The organism is Flexivirga sp. B27, assembly GCF_052905685.1.
The window spans coordinates 431090-447084 of the sequence record NZ_JBPYUM010000002.1; the positions used below are offsets into that span (position 1 = coordinate 431090).

At 68.0% G+C, this 15995-nt stretch carries 14 protein-coding genes; 9 read left to right on the plus strand and 5 right to left on the minus strand.

What is annotated here, in order from left to right:
* Positions 1 to 39 precede the first annotated feature (39 nt).
* Positions 40 to 1713: an acyl-CoA dehydrogenase family protein gene (locus ACSZL9_RS10875; protein WP_446665510.1), complete on the plus strand. Its 1674-nt coding sequence runs from the start codon at positions 40 to 42 to the stop codon at positions 1711 to 1713.
* A 73-nt stretch (positions 1714 to 1786) separates the two neighbouring features.
* Here ACSZL9_RS10875 and ACSZL9_RS10880 read toward each other — a convergent pair whose 3' ends face one another.
* From ACSZL9_RS10880 to ACSZL9_RS10890, 3 genes are read right to left on the minus strand one after another with little or no spacing between them, the layout of a single operon-like run.
* Complete coding sequence (locus ACSZL9_RS10880; protein ID WP_446665511.1) at positions 1787 to 3463, minus strand: phospholipase C; 1677 nt, start codon at positions 3461 to 3463, stop codon at positions 1787 to 1789.
* A gap of 45 nt (positions 3464 to 3508) precedes the next feature.
* Positions 3509 to 4777, minus strand: a complete 1269-nt coding sequence (locus ACSZL9_RS10885; RefSeq protein WP_446665512.1) for a Dyp-type peroxidase — start codon at positions 4775 to 4777, stop codon at positions 3509 to 3511.
* Positions 4774 to 5934: an imelysin family protein gene (locus ACSZL9_RS10890; RefSeq protein ID WP_446665513.1), complete on the minus strand. Its 1161-nt coding sequence runs from the start codon at positions 5932 to 5934 to the stop codon at positions 4774 to 4776. The genes ACSZL9_RS10885 and ACSZL9_RS10890 overlap by 4 nt, the downstream gene beginning before the upstream one ends.
* Positions 5935 to 6221: 287 nt before the next feature.
* Between ACSZL9_RS10890 and ACSZL9_RS10895 the strand changes: the two genes are divergently transcribed.
* The 5 genes from ACSZL9_RS10895 to ACSZL9_RS10915 all read left to right on the plus strand — a co-directional run bounded on the left by ACSZL9_RS10895 (position 6222) and on the right by ACSZL9_RS10915 (position 10935).
* On the plus strand, positions 6222 to 8003 hold the full coding sequence (locus ACSZL9_RS10895; protein ID WP_446665514.1) for a proline--tRNA ligase: 1782 nt from the start codon (positions 6222 to 6224) through the stop codon (positions 8001 to 8003).
* Complete coding sequence (locus tag ACSZL9_RS10900) at positions 8000 to 8716, plus strand: HAD family hydrolase (RefSeq protein WP_446665515.1); 717 nt, start codon at positions 8000 to 8002, stop codon at positions 8714 to 8716. The genes ACSZL9_RS10895 and ACSZL9_RS10900 overlap by 4 nt, the downstream gene beginning before the upstream one ends.
* Before the next feature lie 62 nt (positions 8717 to 8778).
* Positions 8779 to 9306, plus strand: coding sequence for a DoxX family protein (locus ACSZL9_RS10905; RefSeq protein ID WP_446665516.1), 528 nt, complete (start codon positions 8779 to 8781; stop codon positions 9304 to 9306).
* 12 nt (positions 9307 to 9318) lie between these two features.
* On the plus strand, positions 9319 to 10101 hold the full coding sequence (locus tag ACSZL9_RS10910; RefSeq protein ID WP_446665517.1) for a DsbA family protein: 783 nt from the start codon (positions 9319 to 9321) through the stop codon (positions 10099 to 10101).
* A 54-nt stretch (positions 10102 to 10155) separates the two neighbouring features.
* Positions 10156 to 10935 carry a DsbA family protein gene (locus ACSZL9_RS10915; protein WP_446665518.1) on the plus strand — a complete coding sequence of 260 codons (780 nt, stop codon included), beginning with the start codon at positions 10156 to 10158 and terminating at the stop codon, positions 10933 to 10935.
* A 126-nt stretch (positions 10936 to 11061) separates the two neighbouring features.
* Here ACSZL9_RS10915 and ACSZL9_RS10920 read toward each other — a convergent pair whose 3' ends face one another.
* Both ACSZL9_RS10920 and ACSZL9_RS10925 read right to left on the minus strand, forming a co-directional pair.
* Entirely contained in the window at positions 11062 to 12015 is a 954-nt protein-coding gene (locus tag ACSZL9_RS10920) for an aminoglycoside phosphotransferase family protein (RefSeq protein ID WP_446665519.1), read from the minus strand.
* A gap of 3 nt (positions 12016 to 12018) precedes the next feature.
* Entirely contained in the window at positions 12019 to 12963 is a 945-nt protein-coding gene (locus ACSZL9_RS10925; protein ID WP_446665520.1) for a DUF4439 domain-containing protein, read from the minus strand.
* 116 nt (positions 12964 to 13079) lie between these two features.
* Here ACSZL9_RS10925 and ACSZL9_RS10930 point away from each other — a divergent pair, with 116 nt between their 5' ends.
* Genes ACSZL9_RS10930 through cysC form a run of 3 tightly spaced genes read left to right on the plus strand, consistent with a single transcriptional unit; the run spans position 13080 to position 15966 of the window.
* On the plus strand, positions 13080 to 14723 hold the full coding sequence (locus ACSZL9_RS10930) for a nitrite/sulfite reductase (protein ID WP_446665521.1): 1644 nt from the start codon (positions 13080 to 13082) through the stop codon (positions 14721 to 14723).
* Positions 14720 to 15412: a phosphoadenylyl-sulfate reductase gene (locus ACSZL9_RS10935; protein WP_446665522.1), complete on the plus strand. Its 693-nt coding sequence runs from the start codon at positions 14720 to 14722 to the stop codon at positions 15410 to 15412. Before ACSZL9_RS10930 ends, ACSZL9_RS10935 begins: the two co-directional genes overlap by 4 nt.
* The gene (gene cysC, locus ACSZL9_RS10940) at positions 15409 to 15966 is read left to right on the plus strand and encodes an adenylyl-sulfate kinase (RefSeq protein ID WP_446665523.1); all 558 of its coding nucleotides are present in this window, start codon (positions 15409 to 15411) and stop codon (positions 15964 to 15966) included. The genes ACSZL9_RS10935 and cysC overlap by 4 nt, the downstream gene beginning before the upstream one ends.
* Positions 15967 to 15995: the final 29 nt, after the last annotated feature.

Consider the following 15995-nt stretch of genomic DNA (forward strand, 5'->3'; position numbering starts at 1 on the left):
CGTAACGTGCCGATGCGACACCGTGCGTACCCTTTCTCCATGGCGCAACCTTCCACGGGCCGGCTTCCGGACATCTTCGCGCGCACCGCGAGCAACCAGCCGCCGCCGCTCGTCGGCCACAACCCGGTCACCGGTGACCGGGCGCTGCTGGATGCTGTGCGTGCTCAGGCAGGCGACGCAGCCGACCGCCTCATCGAGTCGCTGGTGCCGGTGGGCGAGCTGGCAGGCTCCGCGGAGGCTCGCGAGCACGGGATGCTCGCCAATGCCCACGAGCCGGTCTTCCGACCGGTCGATCGCTACGGCACGCGGGTGGACGAGGTCGACTTCCACCCCAGCTGGCACTGGATGCTCGACAAGGGTGTCGGGTTCGGCCTCGCGGGTGCGCCGTGGTCGTCCACCGAGCCGCTGCCGCACGTGCGTCGCGCCGCGGCATACATCGCATGGACACCGATCGAGCCGGGGCACGGCTGCCCGATGACCATGACGTATGCCGCCGTGCCCGCGCTGCGCGCGGACCCCGGGCTGGCGGAGGAGCTGACGCCCGGATTGGCCTCGGCCACTTACGATTTCGGGCTGCGCCCGATCGTGGAGAAGCGCGGTCTGTTGGCTGGCATGGGCATGACCGAGAAGCAGGGCGGCTCCGATGTCCGGACCAACACGACGGTCGCGACCCCGCAGGCCGACGGCAGCTACCGGCTGACCGGACACAAGTGGTTCACGTCGGCGCCGATGAACGACCTGTTCCTGGTGCTCGCGCAGGCGCCCGGCGGGCTGACCTGTTTCGTCGTTACCCGGGTGCTGCCGGACGGCACCCGCAACCCGCTGCAGATCGTGCGGTTGAAGGACAAGCTCGGCAACCGGTCCAACGCGTCCAGCGAGCTCGAGTTCGTCGACACGCACGCCCGTCGGCTCGGTGACGAGGGCGCCGGCGTGCGCACGATCATCGAGATGGTCGCCGCGACCCGGCTCGACTGTGTGCTCGGGTCGTCCGCGCTGATGCGCCGCAGCCTCGTCGAGGCGATCTGGCACGCGCAGCACCGCAGCGCCTTCGGCGGGCTGCTCGTCGACAAGCCTGCGATGCGAAACGTGTTGGCGGACCTGGCGATCGAGTCCGAGGCGGCCACCGCACTCGGACTTCGGCTGGCTCGGGCGGTCGAGTCACCGGACGACCCGGCGCAGCGCGCGTTGCGCCGGATCGGGCTGCCGCTGGCGAAGTTCTGGGTGTGCAAGCGCACGTCCTTCCACGTGGCCGAGGCGCTGGAGGTGCTCGGCGGCAACGGCTACATCGAGGAGTCCGGCCTGCCGGTGCTCTTCCGCGAGTCACCGCTCAACTCCATCTGGGAGGGCAGCGGCAACGTCAACGCGCTTGACGTGCTGCGGGTGTTGCAACGACAGCCCGAGGGCATCGACGCCTGGCGTGACGAAGTCGAGGCGGCCGGTGTCCCAGAGCTGCACGACGGTGTCACCGAAGTGCTGAAAACCATTGCCAACCTTGTCGATCCGTCCGATGCCGAGTATGTCGCACGCTGGCTGGCCTCCCGCATGGCCGTGCTCCTGCAGGCGAGCCTGCTGGTGCGGCAGTCGCCGGACGAGGTGTCCGAGGCGTTCCTCGCATCCCGCGTCCTCGGGCAGCATGCCGGCGTCTTCGGCACGCTGCCCGCCGGGCTGGGCACGGCTGCGATCGTGGACCGTGCCCGCCCGGTGCACGACTGACGGCAGGACCGACGGTGCGAAGGGGCAATGAGAAGGGGCAATGACTCGCTACTGTCGCGAGTTACTCGCCGGACTACTTGGCGTGGTGCCCCTTGCCATTGCCGTGCCCGTGACCCTTGGCCGGGGGAGTCACACTCTTGACCGAGCCGTCGTCGTTCAACAGCACCGTCGATGCCTTCGGTGTGCCGAAGCTGAGCATGGACGAGAAGGACTTCGCGCGTGCGTCGAACGAGCCGTTGCCCAGCTGCGGCAACTTCCAGTTCCGCTCGACGAACTTGATGACCGACGCCTGCTCGAATTGCTGGTGGCTCACCGAGTTGACCTTCGAGTAGGGCGAGATCACCAGGAACGGCAACCGCGGTCCGGGGCCGCACCGGTCGTCCTGCGGGCCGCTGTCGGTCACCGGCTCCTCGACCTCGGTGCACATCGGTTCGTTCAGGCTCTTGTCCTTGGCCCCGGTCCGGATCTTGGCGAACTGGTGGTCGTACCAGCCGTCCGAATCGTCATACGTGACAACGATCGCGGTGTTCTTCCACTCCGGTGACTGCTGGATCGCGTTGATCTCCTTGACCAGGAAGTCCTGCTCGTCGAGCGGGTCGGAGTAGCCTGCGTGACCGTCCTGGTAGGACGGTGCCTTCAGGAACGACACGGCCGGCATGTCACCGCTCTTCAGCGCCTTGTTGAAGTAGGTCAGGTCGTACTGGTGGTTGGCCTGCCCGTCGTGGCCGACCTCGGCGAGCGACTTGGGTGGCAGGTGGTGTGGGTTGGCCGTCGACTTGTAGTACTGGAACGGCTGGTGGTGCGGGCTGTAGTCGACCGAGCTGCCGCCGCCGACGTTGGCGTGCGACGTGGTGCATTGCGCATAGGTGCCACTGCCGGCGTATGGCGTGTCCGGGGTGAAGCCGCCCTGGAACCACCCCCAGGAGACGCCTGCGGCACTCAACCGGTCGCCGATGTTCTTGCCCTCCATCACGCCGAGGTTGTTGCCGGAGGTGTGGTTCTTGTCCGAGCAGTCGTCGAAGGCGGGGTCGGGGTCGTTGGTCATGGTGCCGACGCCTTCGGTGTTCGGGGTCGACACGACGTAGTCGTCGGAGGTCGGCTCCCCGGTCTTCGGGTCGACGGCGTGGATGCCCCAGGTGTTGCCGGAGACGAGGTTGATCGCACCCGGCGTCGAGGGGCCGTAGGTGGAGCCGTAGTAGTTGTCGCTCATCGAGTAGTGCTGCGCGTAGTTCCACATGCCGGTGACCGTGTTGCCGTCGAAGTAGCCCATTGCCAGCCCGGGCGCGCCGAACTGGCCGGTGCAGGTGTCGACGCTGGTGTGCTCGATGACCTTGTCGATCTTCCCGCCGTTGGCGGCCTTCTGCTCGGGCGTGTATGCGTGGTTCTGGTCGCAGGTGACCGCCTGGTCGGGCGAGAGCCGGAAAGGCTTGTAGAGATTGGGGTTCGAGCGGATCAGGCCGGCGTTCTGCTCGGTGTTGGCACGCGGCGTATGGCGTGCCGGGGTGAACCTCGTGCCGTCGGTGTTGGCGGCGTTCGGGTAGGTGCCGAAGTAGTGGTCGAACGAGACGTTCTCGTCGAAGATGACGACGACGTGCTCGATCGGGGTGCTGGCGTTGTGTGCGACGACGGCCGCCTTCGTGAGCGTAGGGCTCGCGGCGCTCGCATCGGTCTGTACGGCGACGGTCGTGCCGGCTGCGAGGACCATGGCGCCCGCCGATGCGACGGCGAGTAGTGCGGGTTTCTTCTGCACGGTGCTTCCTTCCGGGGTGATGTGGCCTTGACGGGGTGTGGATGGCTACGTGAGCAGGGCGCTCCCGTAGAAGTCGTGGCGGTTGCGGACGCCGGGCAGCGCGAAGAAGTAACCGCCGCCGACGGGCGTGATGTAGTCGACGAGGGGCTCGTCGACGAGGCGTCGCTGGACTGCGACGAACTGGCGGTCCAGGTCCGCGTTGAAGCCGCCGAACATCAGGCCCATGTCGAGGTTGCCGACCGGGTCGACGCCCGCGTCATACGAATAGGACCGCCGGAGGAACTGTGACGCCGCGGTCTTGTCGGTGCGCGGATTGGCCATCCGGATGTGGCTGTCCAGCGGGATGGCGTTGCCATTGGGGTCGTTGTGATAGTCGGGGGCGGAGTTCTCCGCGCCGCCGGTCAGCGGGCAACCGCTGTCCTTGCGGCGACCGAACATCCGCTCCTGCTCCGAGGTCGAGACGCGATCCCAGAACTCCACGAGCATCCGGATCCGCCGCATCACGTAGTAGCTGCCGCCAGCCGCCCAACCGGGCTCTCCCGACCCGGCCCACACCAGCGATCCCAGCTCCTTGTCGTCGGACGTGTCGGGACCGGCGATGCCGTCCTTGAAGCCGAGCAGGTTGCGCGGGTGCCCGGTGGGACGCGGGCTGGAGGTGAATCCGTCCTGTTTCCAACGGATCTGCATTGACCCGCGGGTCGCCCGGCACACCTCCCGGAGGGCATTCGTGACCACGTCCCGGTCGTGACCCTGAAGCGTGATCAGCAGGTCCCCGCCGCACCAGGCCGCGTCGAGCTGGTCGTTCGGGAAGGCGGTCATGGTGCGTAGGTGCTTCGGCTTCGCGTCGGCGAGGCTGAACCTGTCGGTGAACACCCCGGGGCCGACGGCGACGACGGACTCCAGCGCTCGAGCGGGTGCGCTCGGCCCGAGGAGGCCGGTGCCGTCCGTGGTCGTGATGCCGGGGGAGCGCGGTGTGCCGCCCGCCGTGAGCGACCGGAGAGTGGTGGTGAGGGTGCGGAACAGTGCCGTCAAGCGCGCGGCATCGGTGACGGTCAGGTCGAACGCGACGATCGTCGCAGCAGGCAGCGGATCGCCGAGTATGCCGCCCTGGTGCGCCCCGTGGAACGGTCGCAGCGGACGCCACGGGTTGCCGTCGCCGGCGGAGGTCACGCGTGGACCGCCGGACGCCGTCGTCGGGGTCGGGTCGTCCGCGGCTGCCGCGTGCCCGGTCGCAGCGGCCACGGCGGCAGCGCCGAGACCGCCGGTGACGGCTCCGGCGCGGAGCATGGTGCGACGGCTCGGTTGGGACTTCACTGCGTGACTCTCGGCTCGAGGATGGTGGGAACGGGCGTGAGCAGCTCGGCGAGCTGGGACAGGTCGGCATCCACCCGCTGCTGGTCTGCGTTGCGGGTGCCTGACGCGGCCGGGGTCCTGCCGTGCTGCGACCGAATGTCCTTGCGCGACTTGGCGATCCACCGGTTCACCGAGGGGAGCCCGGGATAACGCGGCGCGAGTAGCGGGTGCAGGAATTTCAGCACTGCTGTCGTGCCGTCCAGCTGGGCCAGCGCCTCGTCGAGCTCGACGTGTGCGCCGTAGTCGTTGTGTCCGGTGAGGGTTTCGCGCAGCGTGTCCTCGGTGATCTCGTGTGCGCGCCGGACGATGTCGATCGGCTCGAACTGGGTTGTCTCCAGCTGCTTGCCGAGTGCGCCGACGTCGCGCTCCAGCTTCTTGCCGAAGGCACCGAGTGAGCCGGTGGACTGGCCGTGCCACAGCCCGTATTCGATCCGCAGCAGCCCGGTCCAGTGTTTGTCGTGCGTGCCGCCGGCGAGCCCGAGCGAGTTGCCGGCGATCGCGTCGCCGAGGTCGCCGAAGGCGCCATACGCACCGCCCATGGTGTTCCAGGTCCGGTTGGCCTTCTTCCAGGCGGCCCGTGCGTCGGCGCGGTCACCGGAGCGCAGTGCCGTCGACAGCGATCGCGTCTGCGCCTGCAGCACTTTGAGCTTGCCCTTGATCCAGCCTTGGTAGGCGATCACCCTCGGCGCCAGGTCCGCCGACGTCACCGGTAGGACGCCGCGCACACCCTTGGCCGCGCCGGTGACCGACACCTTCGGACCGTGCACCGGGGACCCGTCGTTCACCGAGCACACCAAGTGATAGGTGCCCGCCGACAGCGTGCTGCGCAGGACCGCGCTGGCGCCGGGAGCCAGCGGATCGATCTCGCCATACAACCTGCCGGCGCGGTCGGCGAGATAGACCTCCGCGGCGTTGACGTCGGTGTTGCGCACCCGGACCTGCACCGGACCGGCCTCGGCGTGCGACCACCCGGCGCCGCAGTGGCTGCGGGACGCCTGTGCTTCGGGCAGGCGGTGTGCACCGGAGTTGCTGGCTTCGGTCGGATCGTCGGCCTGGCACCCCGCGAGCGCGATCATGGAGACGGTCATCGCGGCGAGCGGCCACATCTTCGGTGGCACTCGAATCACGCTACCGCTCGAGACATCACCGGATGAGGTTATGGCCCGTCGGACTTGAAAGATGCTGTCGTTGCACGCAGTTCAGCTTCGATCGGCAGAGGTTCAACCCCGCGTTGCCGAACACCCAGCGCGCTCCCAGGCAATGCGCCCTGTCCGGGACGGCGGCCGGGGAAGGTGGCCGGGACCTCGGTCGGGGGATGACGCCGCAGCGGCCGCCCGGCGTGCCCGATATCCTTCGTTGTCCAGCAAGCGTTCTCTCCCGACGCCATACCTTCGAAGGAGCCCCCGTGGCACTACGCATGTCGACCCTGTTCCTGCGAACCCTGCGCGAGGACCCGGCCGATGCGGAGCTGCCGGGTCACAAGCTGCTGGTCCGGGCCGGCTACATCCGACGCGTCGCGCCCGGCATCTACACCTGGCTGCCGCTGGGCATGCAGGTGCTGGCCAAGGTCGAGAACATCATCCGCGAGGAGATGGTGCGCATCGGCAGCCAGGAGGTCAAGTTCCCGGCACTGCTGCCGCGCGAGCCCTACGACGCGACCGGCCGCTGGAGCGAGTATGGCGACCTGCTCTTCCGCCTCAAGGATCGCAAGGACGCCGACATGCTCCTCGGCCCCACCCACGAGGAGATGTTCTGCCTGACGGTGAAGGACCTCTACTCGTCATACAAGGACCTGCCGCTCGCGCTCTTCCAGATCCAGAACAAATACCGCGACGAGGCGCGCCCGCGGGCCGGCATCCTGCGCGGTCGCGAATTCATCATGAAGGACTCCTACTCCTTCGACGTCGACCAGGCCGGCCTGCAGAAGGCGTATGACGCGCACCGCGAGGCCTACATCCGCATCTTCAACCGGTTCGGGTTCGAATACGTGATCGTCAAAGCGGATTCGGGCGCGATGGGCGGCTCTGCCTCGGAGGAGTTCCTCGCGGTGAGCCCGCACGGTGAGGACACCTTCGTGCGCGACGAGAGCGGTTACGCCGCCAACGTCGAGGCCGTCGAGATCGCCCAGGCCCCCGAGGTGGAGGTCACCGCGGGCGCCGCGCACGTCGAGGACACTCCTGGCACGCCGTCCATCGAGACGCTGGTCGCCGCGCTCAACAAGGACCACCCTCGCGCGGACGGCCGCGAGTGGACGGCTGCCGACACCCTCAAGAACGTCATCGTCATGCTGGCCCACCCGGACGGCACCCGCGAGCCGCTCGCGATCGGGCTGCCGGGCGACCGGGAGGTCGACGCCAAGCGGCTCGAGGCCAAGGTCGCGCCGGCCGAGGTGGAAGCCTTCGAGGAGAAGGACTTCGCGGCATACCCGATGCTCGCCAAGGGCTACATCGGCCCCGGAGTTCTCGGGGAGACCAAGAGCAGTCGGATCAAATACCTGCTCGACCCGTCGGTCGCCGTCGGCTCCGCCTGGGTCACCGGCGCGGACGAGCACGGCCGCCACGTCATCGACCTGGTGCACGGCCGCGACTTCACCGCCGACGGCACGATCCAGGCCGCCGAACTCCGCGAGGGCGACCCGTCGCCGACCGGTCACGGCACGCTGAAGCTGGCACGCGGCATCGAGATGGGGCACATCTTCCAGCTCGGCACGAAGTATGCCGAGGCGCTCGGCCTGAAGGTCCTGGACGAGAACGGCAAGCTGGTCACCGTCACCATGGGCTCGTACGGCGTGGGCGTGACCCGTGCCGTCGGCGCGATCGCCGAGGACAACCTGGACGACATCGGGCTGATCTGGCCGCGTAACATCGCGCCCGCCGACGTGCACGTTGTGGCGACCGGCAAGGACGAGCAGGTGTTCGTCAAGGCCGAGGAGATCGTGCGTGAGCTGGAGGCTGCCGGGGTCGAGGTGCTCTTCGACGACCGGCGCAAGGTGTCGCCGGGCGTGAAGTTCAAGGACTCCGAACTCATCGGCGTGCCAACGATTCTCGTCATCGGCAGGGGACTGGCCGATGGCAAGGTCGAGGTCAAGGACCGGCGCTCCGGCGACCGTCGGGAGATCACGGTCGACGACGTCGTCGCCGAGGTCACCGCCGAGATCGCGCAGGACGAGGAGCCGACTTCTCTGTGAGTGAGGTCCAAGCCGTCATCTTCGACTGGGGCGGCACACTGACGCCCTGGCACGACATCGATTTCGACGCCGAGGCGATGTCCTACGCCGCGGCATACGGTGATCCGGCGCTCGCCGGTCGCTTCCTCGACGCGACGATGACCGCCTGGGCGCGTGCTCGTGAGGAGCACAGCAGCGCACGGCTGGAGGAGATCCTGGTCGAAGCGGGCGCGGACGTGCACGGCGCTGCGCATCGCGGCGGACTCGCGGCATACCGCGCCTTCTGGGAGCCGCACACGCAGATCAACCCGCAGGTGCGGCAGGTCTGGGAAGGCCTGCACGCCAGCGGGATCCGCGTGGGCGTCCTGTCCAACACGATCTGGGACCGCGACTACCACCGCGGCCTCTTCGAGCGCGACGGCGTGCTCGACCTGATCGACGGTGACGTCTACTCCAGCGAGATCCCGTGGGTGAAGCCGCACCAGGAGGCGTTCCTCGCGGCTGCCGACGCCGTCCGGGTCGACCCGGCCGACTGCGTCTACGTCGGTGACCGGCTCTTCGAGGACGTCCACGGTCCGCAGCAGGCCGGCATGCACGCCATCTGGGTCCCGCACTCGGTGCTGCCGGCCGAGCAGGTCGTGCCGACCGACGCCGAGCCGGACGCCGTCGCGCACGAGCTGAGCGACGTGCTGCGCGTGGTGACCCAGTGGAAGCAGGGGCGGAAGCACAGCTGACACACAGCTGTTGCACCGCTCATCCGTCGTTCTCGACAGCGCCGTCGTTTAGTCTGTCCCGCGTGGCAGAGCAGACCGAGTCGAAGTCTTCCGGGGCGCCGGCGCCCTCCGGGGTGCCCGTGACCAAGTGGCACCAGCACCCCGCGATGGAGTGGGTCGGAGTGGCCGCTCGACTGATCCTCGGTGTCACCTACCTGGTCGCCGGGGTGCTGAAGGCCCGCGACGTGGAGACGACCAAGCTCGACACCCGCGCCTTCCGCATCCTGCCCTACGACCTGGCCAACATCTGGGGCACGTTCATGCCCTTCCTGGAGATCATCCTCGGCGTGCTGCTGATCGCCGGACTGATGACCCGAATGACCGCAGTGCTCGGCGGCCTGCTGATGATCGCCTTCATCATCGGCATCAGCTCGGTGTGGGCGCGCGGCATCGTGATCCAATGCGGTTGCTTCGGCAGCAACGGCGAGCTGCCGACCACGGCGGCATACAAGTGGGACATCCTGCGTGACGTCGGGCTGCTGCTCTGTGCGGCCTGGCTGGTGATCTGGCCGCGCACCCGGCTGAGCGTCGACCGCGCCCTCTGGGGCTGACCTCTCGCGCCCATGCCACGACCTGACCCTGCCCGCAGACCGGCGACGACCGGGACCACGACCGGGACGACGACCGGCCCGTCACGGCTGGTCTTCATCGGCGTGATCGCAGCCGCCGTCATCGTCGCGGTGGTGATCGCCGTGTTCCTCAACCGCCCCGAGTCCCATCAGTCGTATGACGGTGCGGTGCCCGCGGGCGGCAGTTCGGCAGCCGACGGGATCAACCCCTATCACTCACTCTCGCTGCCGACAGGTGTGCCGACGGTCGAGGTCTACGAGGACTTCCAGTGCCCGTTCTGCAAGGACCTCGAGACGGCCAACGGTGACGCGATGCTCGCCCAGGCGAAGGCGGGCAAGATCCGGCTGATCTGGCATCCGGTGACGTTCCTGGAGGACAACCTGAAGAACGCACCGTCCTCGACGATCGCTACGAACGGCCTCTACTGCGCCGCCGACGCGCACAAGGCGGGCGCCTATCACCGGGCGGCGTTCGCGGGGCAGCCGGAGAAGGAAGGCGCGGGCTTCTCGGTGGCCGACATCAAGAAGTTCGGCCGGCAGGCCGGCATCGACGGTGCGGCCCGCACGAAGTTCGACTCGTGCGTCGACAAGGTTCGTTACAACGGCTTCGTGTCCGCGACGGCGGACAATGCCGGACGTGACGGCGTCAACTCCACCCCGAGTGTCTTCATCGACGGCGAGGAACTCTCGCCGACCAAGAACTCGCAGGAATACGGCAAGCTGCTCAAGACGCCGGACTCCTTCGACTCCGTGCTCGCCTCGATGGAAGCGAAGTGAGCACACCACCAATGTCCGAGATCGTTGCATTTTCAAATAAGTTAAGGTGACTTCATGCCCCGCCCTGATGCCTCGCAGAGACTTGCCGCCACGAAGCCGAAGGACGGCCCCTCCAAGGGGCTGATCGGAGGCATCATCGCAGCGGTCATCGTGGTTGTGATCGTGGTCGCAGTGTTCGTCACGCAGGCGAACAAGAGCGGTTCCTTTGCCGGCGCGGTCCCCAAGGGCGGCACGGACAACGCCGACGGCCTGCGTGCCTACCCGGATGTGAAGCTGAAGTCGGGCGCACCGACGGTCGACATCTACGAGGACTTCCAGTGCCCGATCTGCAACGAGTTGGAGAAGTCCAACGGCGAGCAGATCCTGAAGATGGCCAAGGCCGGTCAGATCAAGCTGCAGTGGCACCTGATGACGTTCCTGGAGGACAACTTCCGCAACGCGCCCGCGTCGACGGTCGCCGCCAACGGTCTCTACTGCGCGGCCGACGCCGGGAAGGCGGCCGAGTACCACAAGGCGGCCTTCGCCGGGCAGCGTCCCGAGCAGCAGGAGATGCAAGGCGACACCTACACCACCTCGGACATCAAGAAATACGGCAAGCAGGCCGGCATCAAGGGCGCCGCACTGACGAAGTTCAACTCGTGCGTCACCAAGAAGACGTACAACAAGTACGTCGCGGCCACGATGGACAATGCCGGCAAGAACGGCGTGACCGGCACACCGACCATGTTCATCAACGGTGACGAATACTCCCAGAGCAAGCACAGCACCGAGTACGGCCAGCTGCTGGGTAGCAAGAACTCCTTCAAGGCGATCCTGGAGAAGGCAACCAAGTAGCCCACCCGAGCTGGCCGAGCCTGTCGAGGTCACCGGAGCCGCACGGCGGCCACACCGATCACGGTGTGGCCGCCCTTTCGTGTTCACCAAGAGCCGACCGTCTCCAGGCCCCGCGATCGGCGTCGGTCAGTCGGTCATGGCCTTCGCGGCGGTGATCCACCGGGACAGCTCCGGCTGGCCCGGCTGCGGGTCCTGCGCCTCCCAGATCGCATTGGTGACCAGCCGCACGAAGCTCCACGCCAGCGCGCGGTCCTCGTCGATGCCGGCGGCCTCGGTGATGATCCCGAGCCGCAGCCTCAGGTGCGTGCGCAGGTTGTATGCCGAAGTCGCCTCATCCCACCGGTTCCACAGCGCGGGTGCGACACCGAACGCCCACTCGCCGGACAGCGGCTTCGGGTCGATCGCCAGCCATGGCTCGCGCTCGGCGGCCAGCACATTCTGGAAGTGCAGATCCTGGTGGATCAGCCGGCCGTCGCAGTCTGCGCGCAGGTCCGCCAGCAGGCTCGCAGCCTGCTCGGTCATCCGGCGGGGGACCAGCGGAGAACCGTTGCGGCACACCGGGATCCACCGGTCGACTTCGTCACTCAGCGTGGTGAATTGCGGTGTTGCAGGTCGGTCGAGTCGTCGCATCAGGTCGCCGATGACCTCGCACGCGTCGAGCAGGCCGATGTCATCCAGGTTGCGATCGTGCAGCAGCGGCTCCAGCAGCATCGCCCAGCGGGCCGGGTCCGCGGCGAGCAACCGCACCGCGCCCCGGCCGCCCCAGTTCTGCAGTGCCAGGTGCTCCAGTCGCGCTTCCTCGTGCGGCCAGCTGACCTTCAGCACGACCGGCTCCCCGTCGCGGTGGCACGGTATGACGACGGCGCACACTCCGTGCCAGACCGGGCCGTCGGCGACGAGGTCCCAGGCGGCGGCGAGTTCGGCGAGCTGCGTGGGCAGGTGGTCCAACCAGTCGTCCCCGCCGACGTCGGGCTCGGCGGGCCGGCCCTGCACGATCTCCCGGAACTCCGCCGGGATGCTCCGCGCGAAGTCGGTGAGGTCGGTCTCGATACGCGGATTTCCCCCGCTGCGCTCCGCCATCCGCTACTCGACCGGCGAAAGGCCGGGGAACGCCGTCGGTGTGGCACCCCAGCGCCACAGCTGTGCGGTGGCGTCCGCCCACAGAGCGGTCAATCCGACGAACGCACTCCGGTCGGCCCGGGTGGCGACGACCTGTCCCGCGCACGCGTCGATCAGATCGGTGAGCACCCGCTGGGCGAGCGTGCGGCGACGCGCATCCGTCGTCGGTTGCACGGGCAACGCAAAACCGTCGGGCGACTGCGGAACGTCCTTGCCCAACGACGCCTCCCACGTCGCGCGAGTGGCGCGTAGTGGGGTGAGTGTCGCCTCGGCGCGCTTGCGGTCCTTCAGCGGTGTCTTGGCGATGATCTCCTCGAACGCGTAGATGGCTGCGCGCAGCGACGGCAGGATCGCGGTCACCTGGTCGGCGTTCGGGGGTTTGCCACCGGAGGATTCGGCCGGGTGACCGAGCAGGTCCGCTCCGGCGCTCTGTGTTACGACGATCGACGCGGCCATCGGCAGATTCCGAGCCGACAGGCTCGCCAGCGAGCCGATGCCCCGGGCGGCCTCCTGCTCGACCGAATGGAGCGGACCCAGGTCCGTGTTGGGCCGACTCGACGGCGAGGCGGTGGAGACCGGCGTCATACCTTGTGTCGCCATGACAGCGGCCAGCCGCCGGCGTTGTGTCCGGTGCAACGTGGCGAGTTTGCCTGCCCACGCTGAGGATTCGCTCTTCGACTCGCTACTCGAGGTTTTGCTGGCCGCGCGGATCGCCGCATCGAGCTCGTCCTGCAGTCGGCGGAGTGACTTCTGGTCCGGCGGCGGACCCTGGGTCTTGATGCCCGGAATGTGTGGTGCGTCACTTTCCAGCCGTATGCCGCACCCGGTGAGCGACCCGAGCGAGCCGGCCAGCGCGGCAGCGAGGATCGCGCGACGGCGCACGGTGGCGCGGTGCGGGGCGTTCGGCATGCCCGCATCCTCGCACGGCCGCCGTGTCCCAGCGGCGAACGCCTCGACGGCAGGGGTGATGCCATTCCTTGGACATTAGTTGACGTTTTGGACTATCAAATGAAACGTTATGCGACGTGGCGACCAAGACGAATGGGCAGTGGGCGCTCGGCGAGCACGAGCCGCTGAACCATAACGAGGAATACAAGCGTGACGACGACGGTCTCAGCGTGCGAGCACGCATCGAGGAGACCTACGCCAGAGAAGGATTCGCGTCGATACCGGCGGATGACCTTCGCGGCCGGATGCGCTGGTGGGGCTTGTATACCCAGCGCAGAGAAGGGATTCCGGGCGGACAGACGGCGACGCTGACACCCGAGGAGCTCGAGGCGCCGTACTTCATGATGCGGGTCCGCATCGACGGCGGGCAGCTGTCCACCGATCAGGTGCGGGTGCTCGCGGGCATCTCCCAGGAGTTCGGTCGCAACACCGCGGACATCACCGACCGCGGCAACGTGCAGTTCCACTGGGTCCAGATCGAGAACGTCCCGGAGATCTGGCGGCGACTCGAGGCCGTCGGCCTGGAGACGACCGAGGCCTGCGGTGACTGCACCCGTGTCGTGATGGGTTCGCCGGTCGCCGGACTGAGCGTCGAGGAGAAGCTGGACGTGTCGTCCGCGATCGCCGAGATCAACCGGCTGTATGTCGGCGACCCCGACCTGTCCAACCTGCCGCGCAAGTTCAAGACCTCCATCGCCTGGCTGCCGGACTCCGCGCCGGAGATCAACGACGTGTCGTTCGTGGGTGTCGAGCACCCGGAGCTCGGGCCCGGGTTCGACCTGCACGTCGGTGGCGGCCTGTCGACCAACCCGTTCCTCGCCGAGCGGCTCGGGGTGTTCGTCACCCTCGAGCAGGTGCCGGACGTCTGGGTGTCGGTCGTGAGGCTGTTCCGCGACTACGGCTATCGGCGGTCGCGGAACCGGGCGCGGATGAAGTTCCTCGTTGCCGACTGGGGCACCGCCAAATACCGCGAGGTGTTGGAGAACGAATACCTCAAGGCGCCGCTGCCGGACGGGCCCGCGGCACCGGTGCCGGCCAGGACCATCGACCACGTCGGTGTCAATGAACAGCGCGGCGGCGGCAAGTATGTCGGCTTCACCGCAGTCGCCGGCCGGGTCAGCGGGACCACGCTGGCCGCCGTGGCCGACGCGGCGGAGAGTGCGGGTTCGAAGCGTGTCCGCTTCACGCCCTACCAGAAACTGATCGTCGCCGACGTGCGCGACGACGCGGTTGACGGACTGATCGCCACGCTCGGACCGCTTGGCCTCAGCGCGAATCCGACACCGTGGCGACGCACGATCATGTCGTGCACCGGGGTTGAATACTGCAAGCTCGCAATCGTCGAGACCAAGGAACGTGCACACCGCTTGCTGCCGGAGCTGGAGCAGCGACTGGCGGACATCGACCCGGAGCACCCGATCTCGGTGCACCTCAACGGGTGCGCCAACTCCTGCGCTCGGGTGCAGGTCGCCGACATCGGGCTGAAGGGCCAGATCGTCACCGACAAGGACGGCAATCGGGTCGAAGGCTTCCAGGTGCACCTCGGCGGCCGGCTCGGTCAGAAGGCCGACTTCGGGCGGAAGCTGCGCGGCCACAAGGTCACCTCGGCGGAGCTCGGCGACTACATCGAGCGCGTCGCCCGCAACTTCGTGGCCGAACGCTCGGACGGGGAGACCTTCTCGGACTGGGCAGTGCGGGCGCCGGAGGAGTCGCTGCGATGACGTTCAGCGAAGCCGAACTCCGCACACTGGCTGCCGAAGGCGCTGCGGCGCTTGCTGATTCGTCGGCGACCGACATCCTGCGCTGGGCTGTCGATGCCGGGCTGCGACTGGCCGTCGCCGGGTCGATGCAGGACACCGTCCTGGTCCACCTCGCGAGCACGGTGCTCCCCGGTGTCGACGTGCTCTTCCTGGACACCGGCTACCACTTCCCGGAGACACTGCAGACCCGCGACCGGGTGGCGGCGTCATACCGGGTGCATCTGCGGACGATCACACCGCGGCAGACAGTGACCGAGCAGGACGCCGACTTCGGCGTCGCGCTGCACGAGCGTGACCCTGACCTGTGCTGTGCGCTGCGCAAGACGCAGCCGCTGGACGAGGTGCTCGACGAATACGACGCGTGGGCAACGGGATTGCGTCGTGTCGAGTCCGAGTCACGCCGTGACACTCCCGTGGTGTCGTTCGACGAACGCCGCGACAGGATCAAGCTGGCACCCCTTGCGGCATGGTCGGACGACGACGTCGCGGCATACGTCGACAAGCACGACCTCATCAGCAATCCGCTGCTGGCACAGGGCTATCCGTCCATCGGCTGTGCCCCCTGCACTCGGCGGGTGGCAGCAGGAGCCGACGCACGCTCCGGCCGGTGGGCCGGCACCGACAAGATCGAATGCGGAATGCACCTATGAGCCCACTTGATTCGGCCGCGTCCGGCGCAACCATCTGGCTCACCGGGCTGTCCGGCGCCGGGAAGAGCACCATCGCCGAGGCGGTGGCGGGCGAACTCATCCGCCGCGGACACCGCGTGCAGATCCTCGACGGCGATGAAGTCCGGACGAATTTGTCTGCGGGACTTGGCTTCTCACGCGAGGACCGCAACACGCACGTGCAGCGGGTCGGCTTCGTCGCCGAGCTGCTCGCTCGACACGGCGTGATCGCCCTGGTGCCGGTCATCGCGCCGTATGCCGACGCCCGCGACACGGTGCGCGCGCACCATGAGGCGCACGGAACGCCCTACCACGAGGTGTATGTCGCGACACCCCTGCGGGAGTGTCAGCGGCGGGACGTGAAGGGGCTCTACGCCAAGGCGGCTGCGGGTGAGTTGACCGGCCTGACCGGCGTCGATGACCCGTACGAGCCGCCGCGACGACCCGATTTGACCATCGACACCGAGCACGTGGATCTCGTTGACGCCGTCACGGTCATCGGCACGTTGCTCACCGAGCTCAAGGAAACAGCATGAACGACCGCACCCGAGACACGAGGAGTCCG

Coding starts and splice junctions, on each gene's coding strand:
- ACSZL9_RS10875 (WP_446665510.1), top strand. CDS start 40: ATGGCGCAACCTTCCACGGGCCGGCTTCCGGACATCTTCGCGCGCACC.
- ACSZL9_RS10910 (WP_446665517.1), top strand. CDS start 9,319: ATGCCACGACCTGACCCTGCCCGCAGACCGGCGACGACCGGGACCACG.
- ACSZL9_RS10915 (WP_446665518.1), top strand. CDS start 10,156: ATGCCCCGCCCTGATGCCTCGCAGAGACTTGCCGCCACGAAGCCGAAG.
- ACSZL9_RS10920 (WP_446665519.1), bottom strand. CDS start 12,015: ATGGCGGAGCGCAGCGGGGGAAATCCGCGTATCGAGACCGACCTCACC.
- ACSZL9_RS10925 (WP_446665520.1), bottom strand. CDS start 12,963: ATGCCGAACGCCCCGCACCGCGCCACCGTGCGCCGTCGCGCGATCCTC.
- ACSZL9_RS10935 (WP_446665522.1), top strand. CDS start 14,720: ATGACGTTCAGCGAAGCCGAACTCCGCACACTGGCTGCCGAAGGCGCT.
- cysC (WP_446665523.1), top strand. CDS start 15,409: ATGAGCCCACTTGATTCGGCCGCGTCCGGCGCAACCATCTGGCTCACC.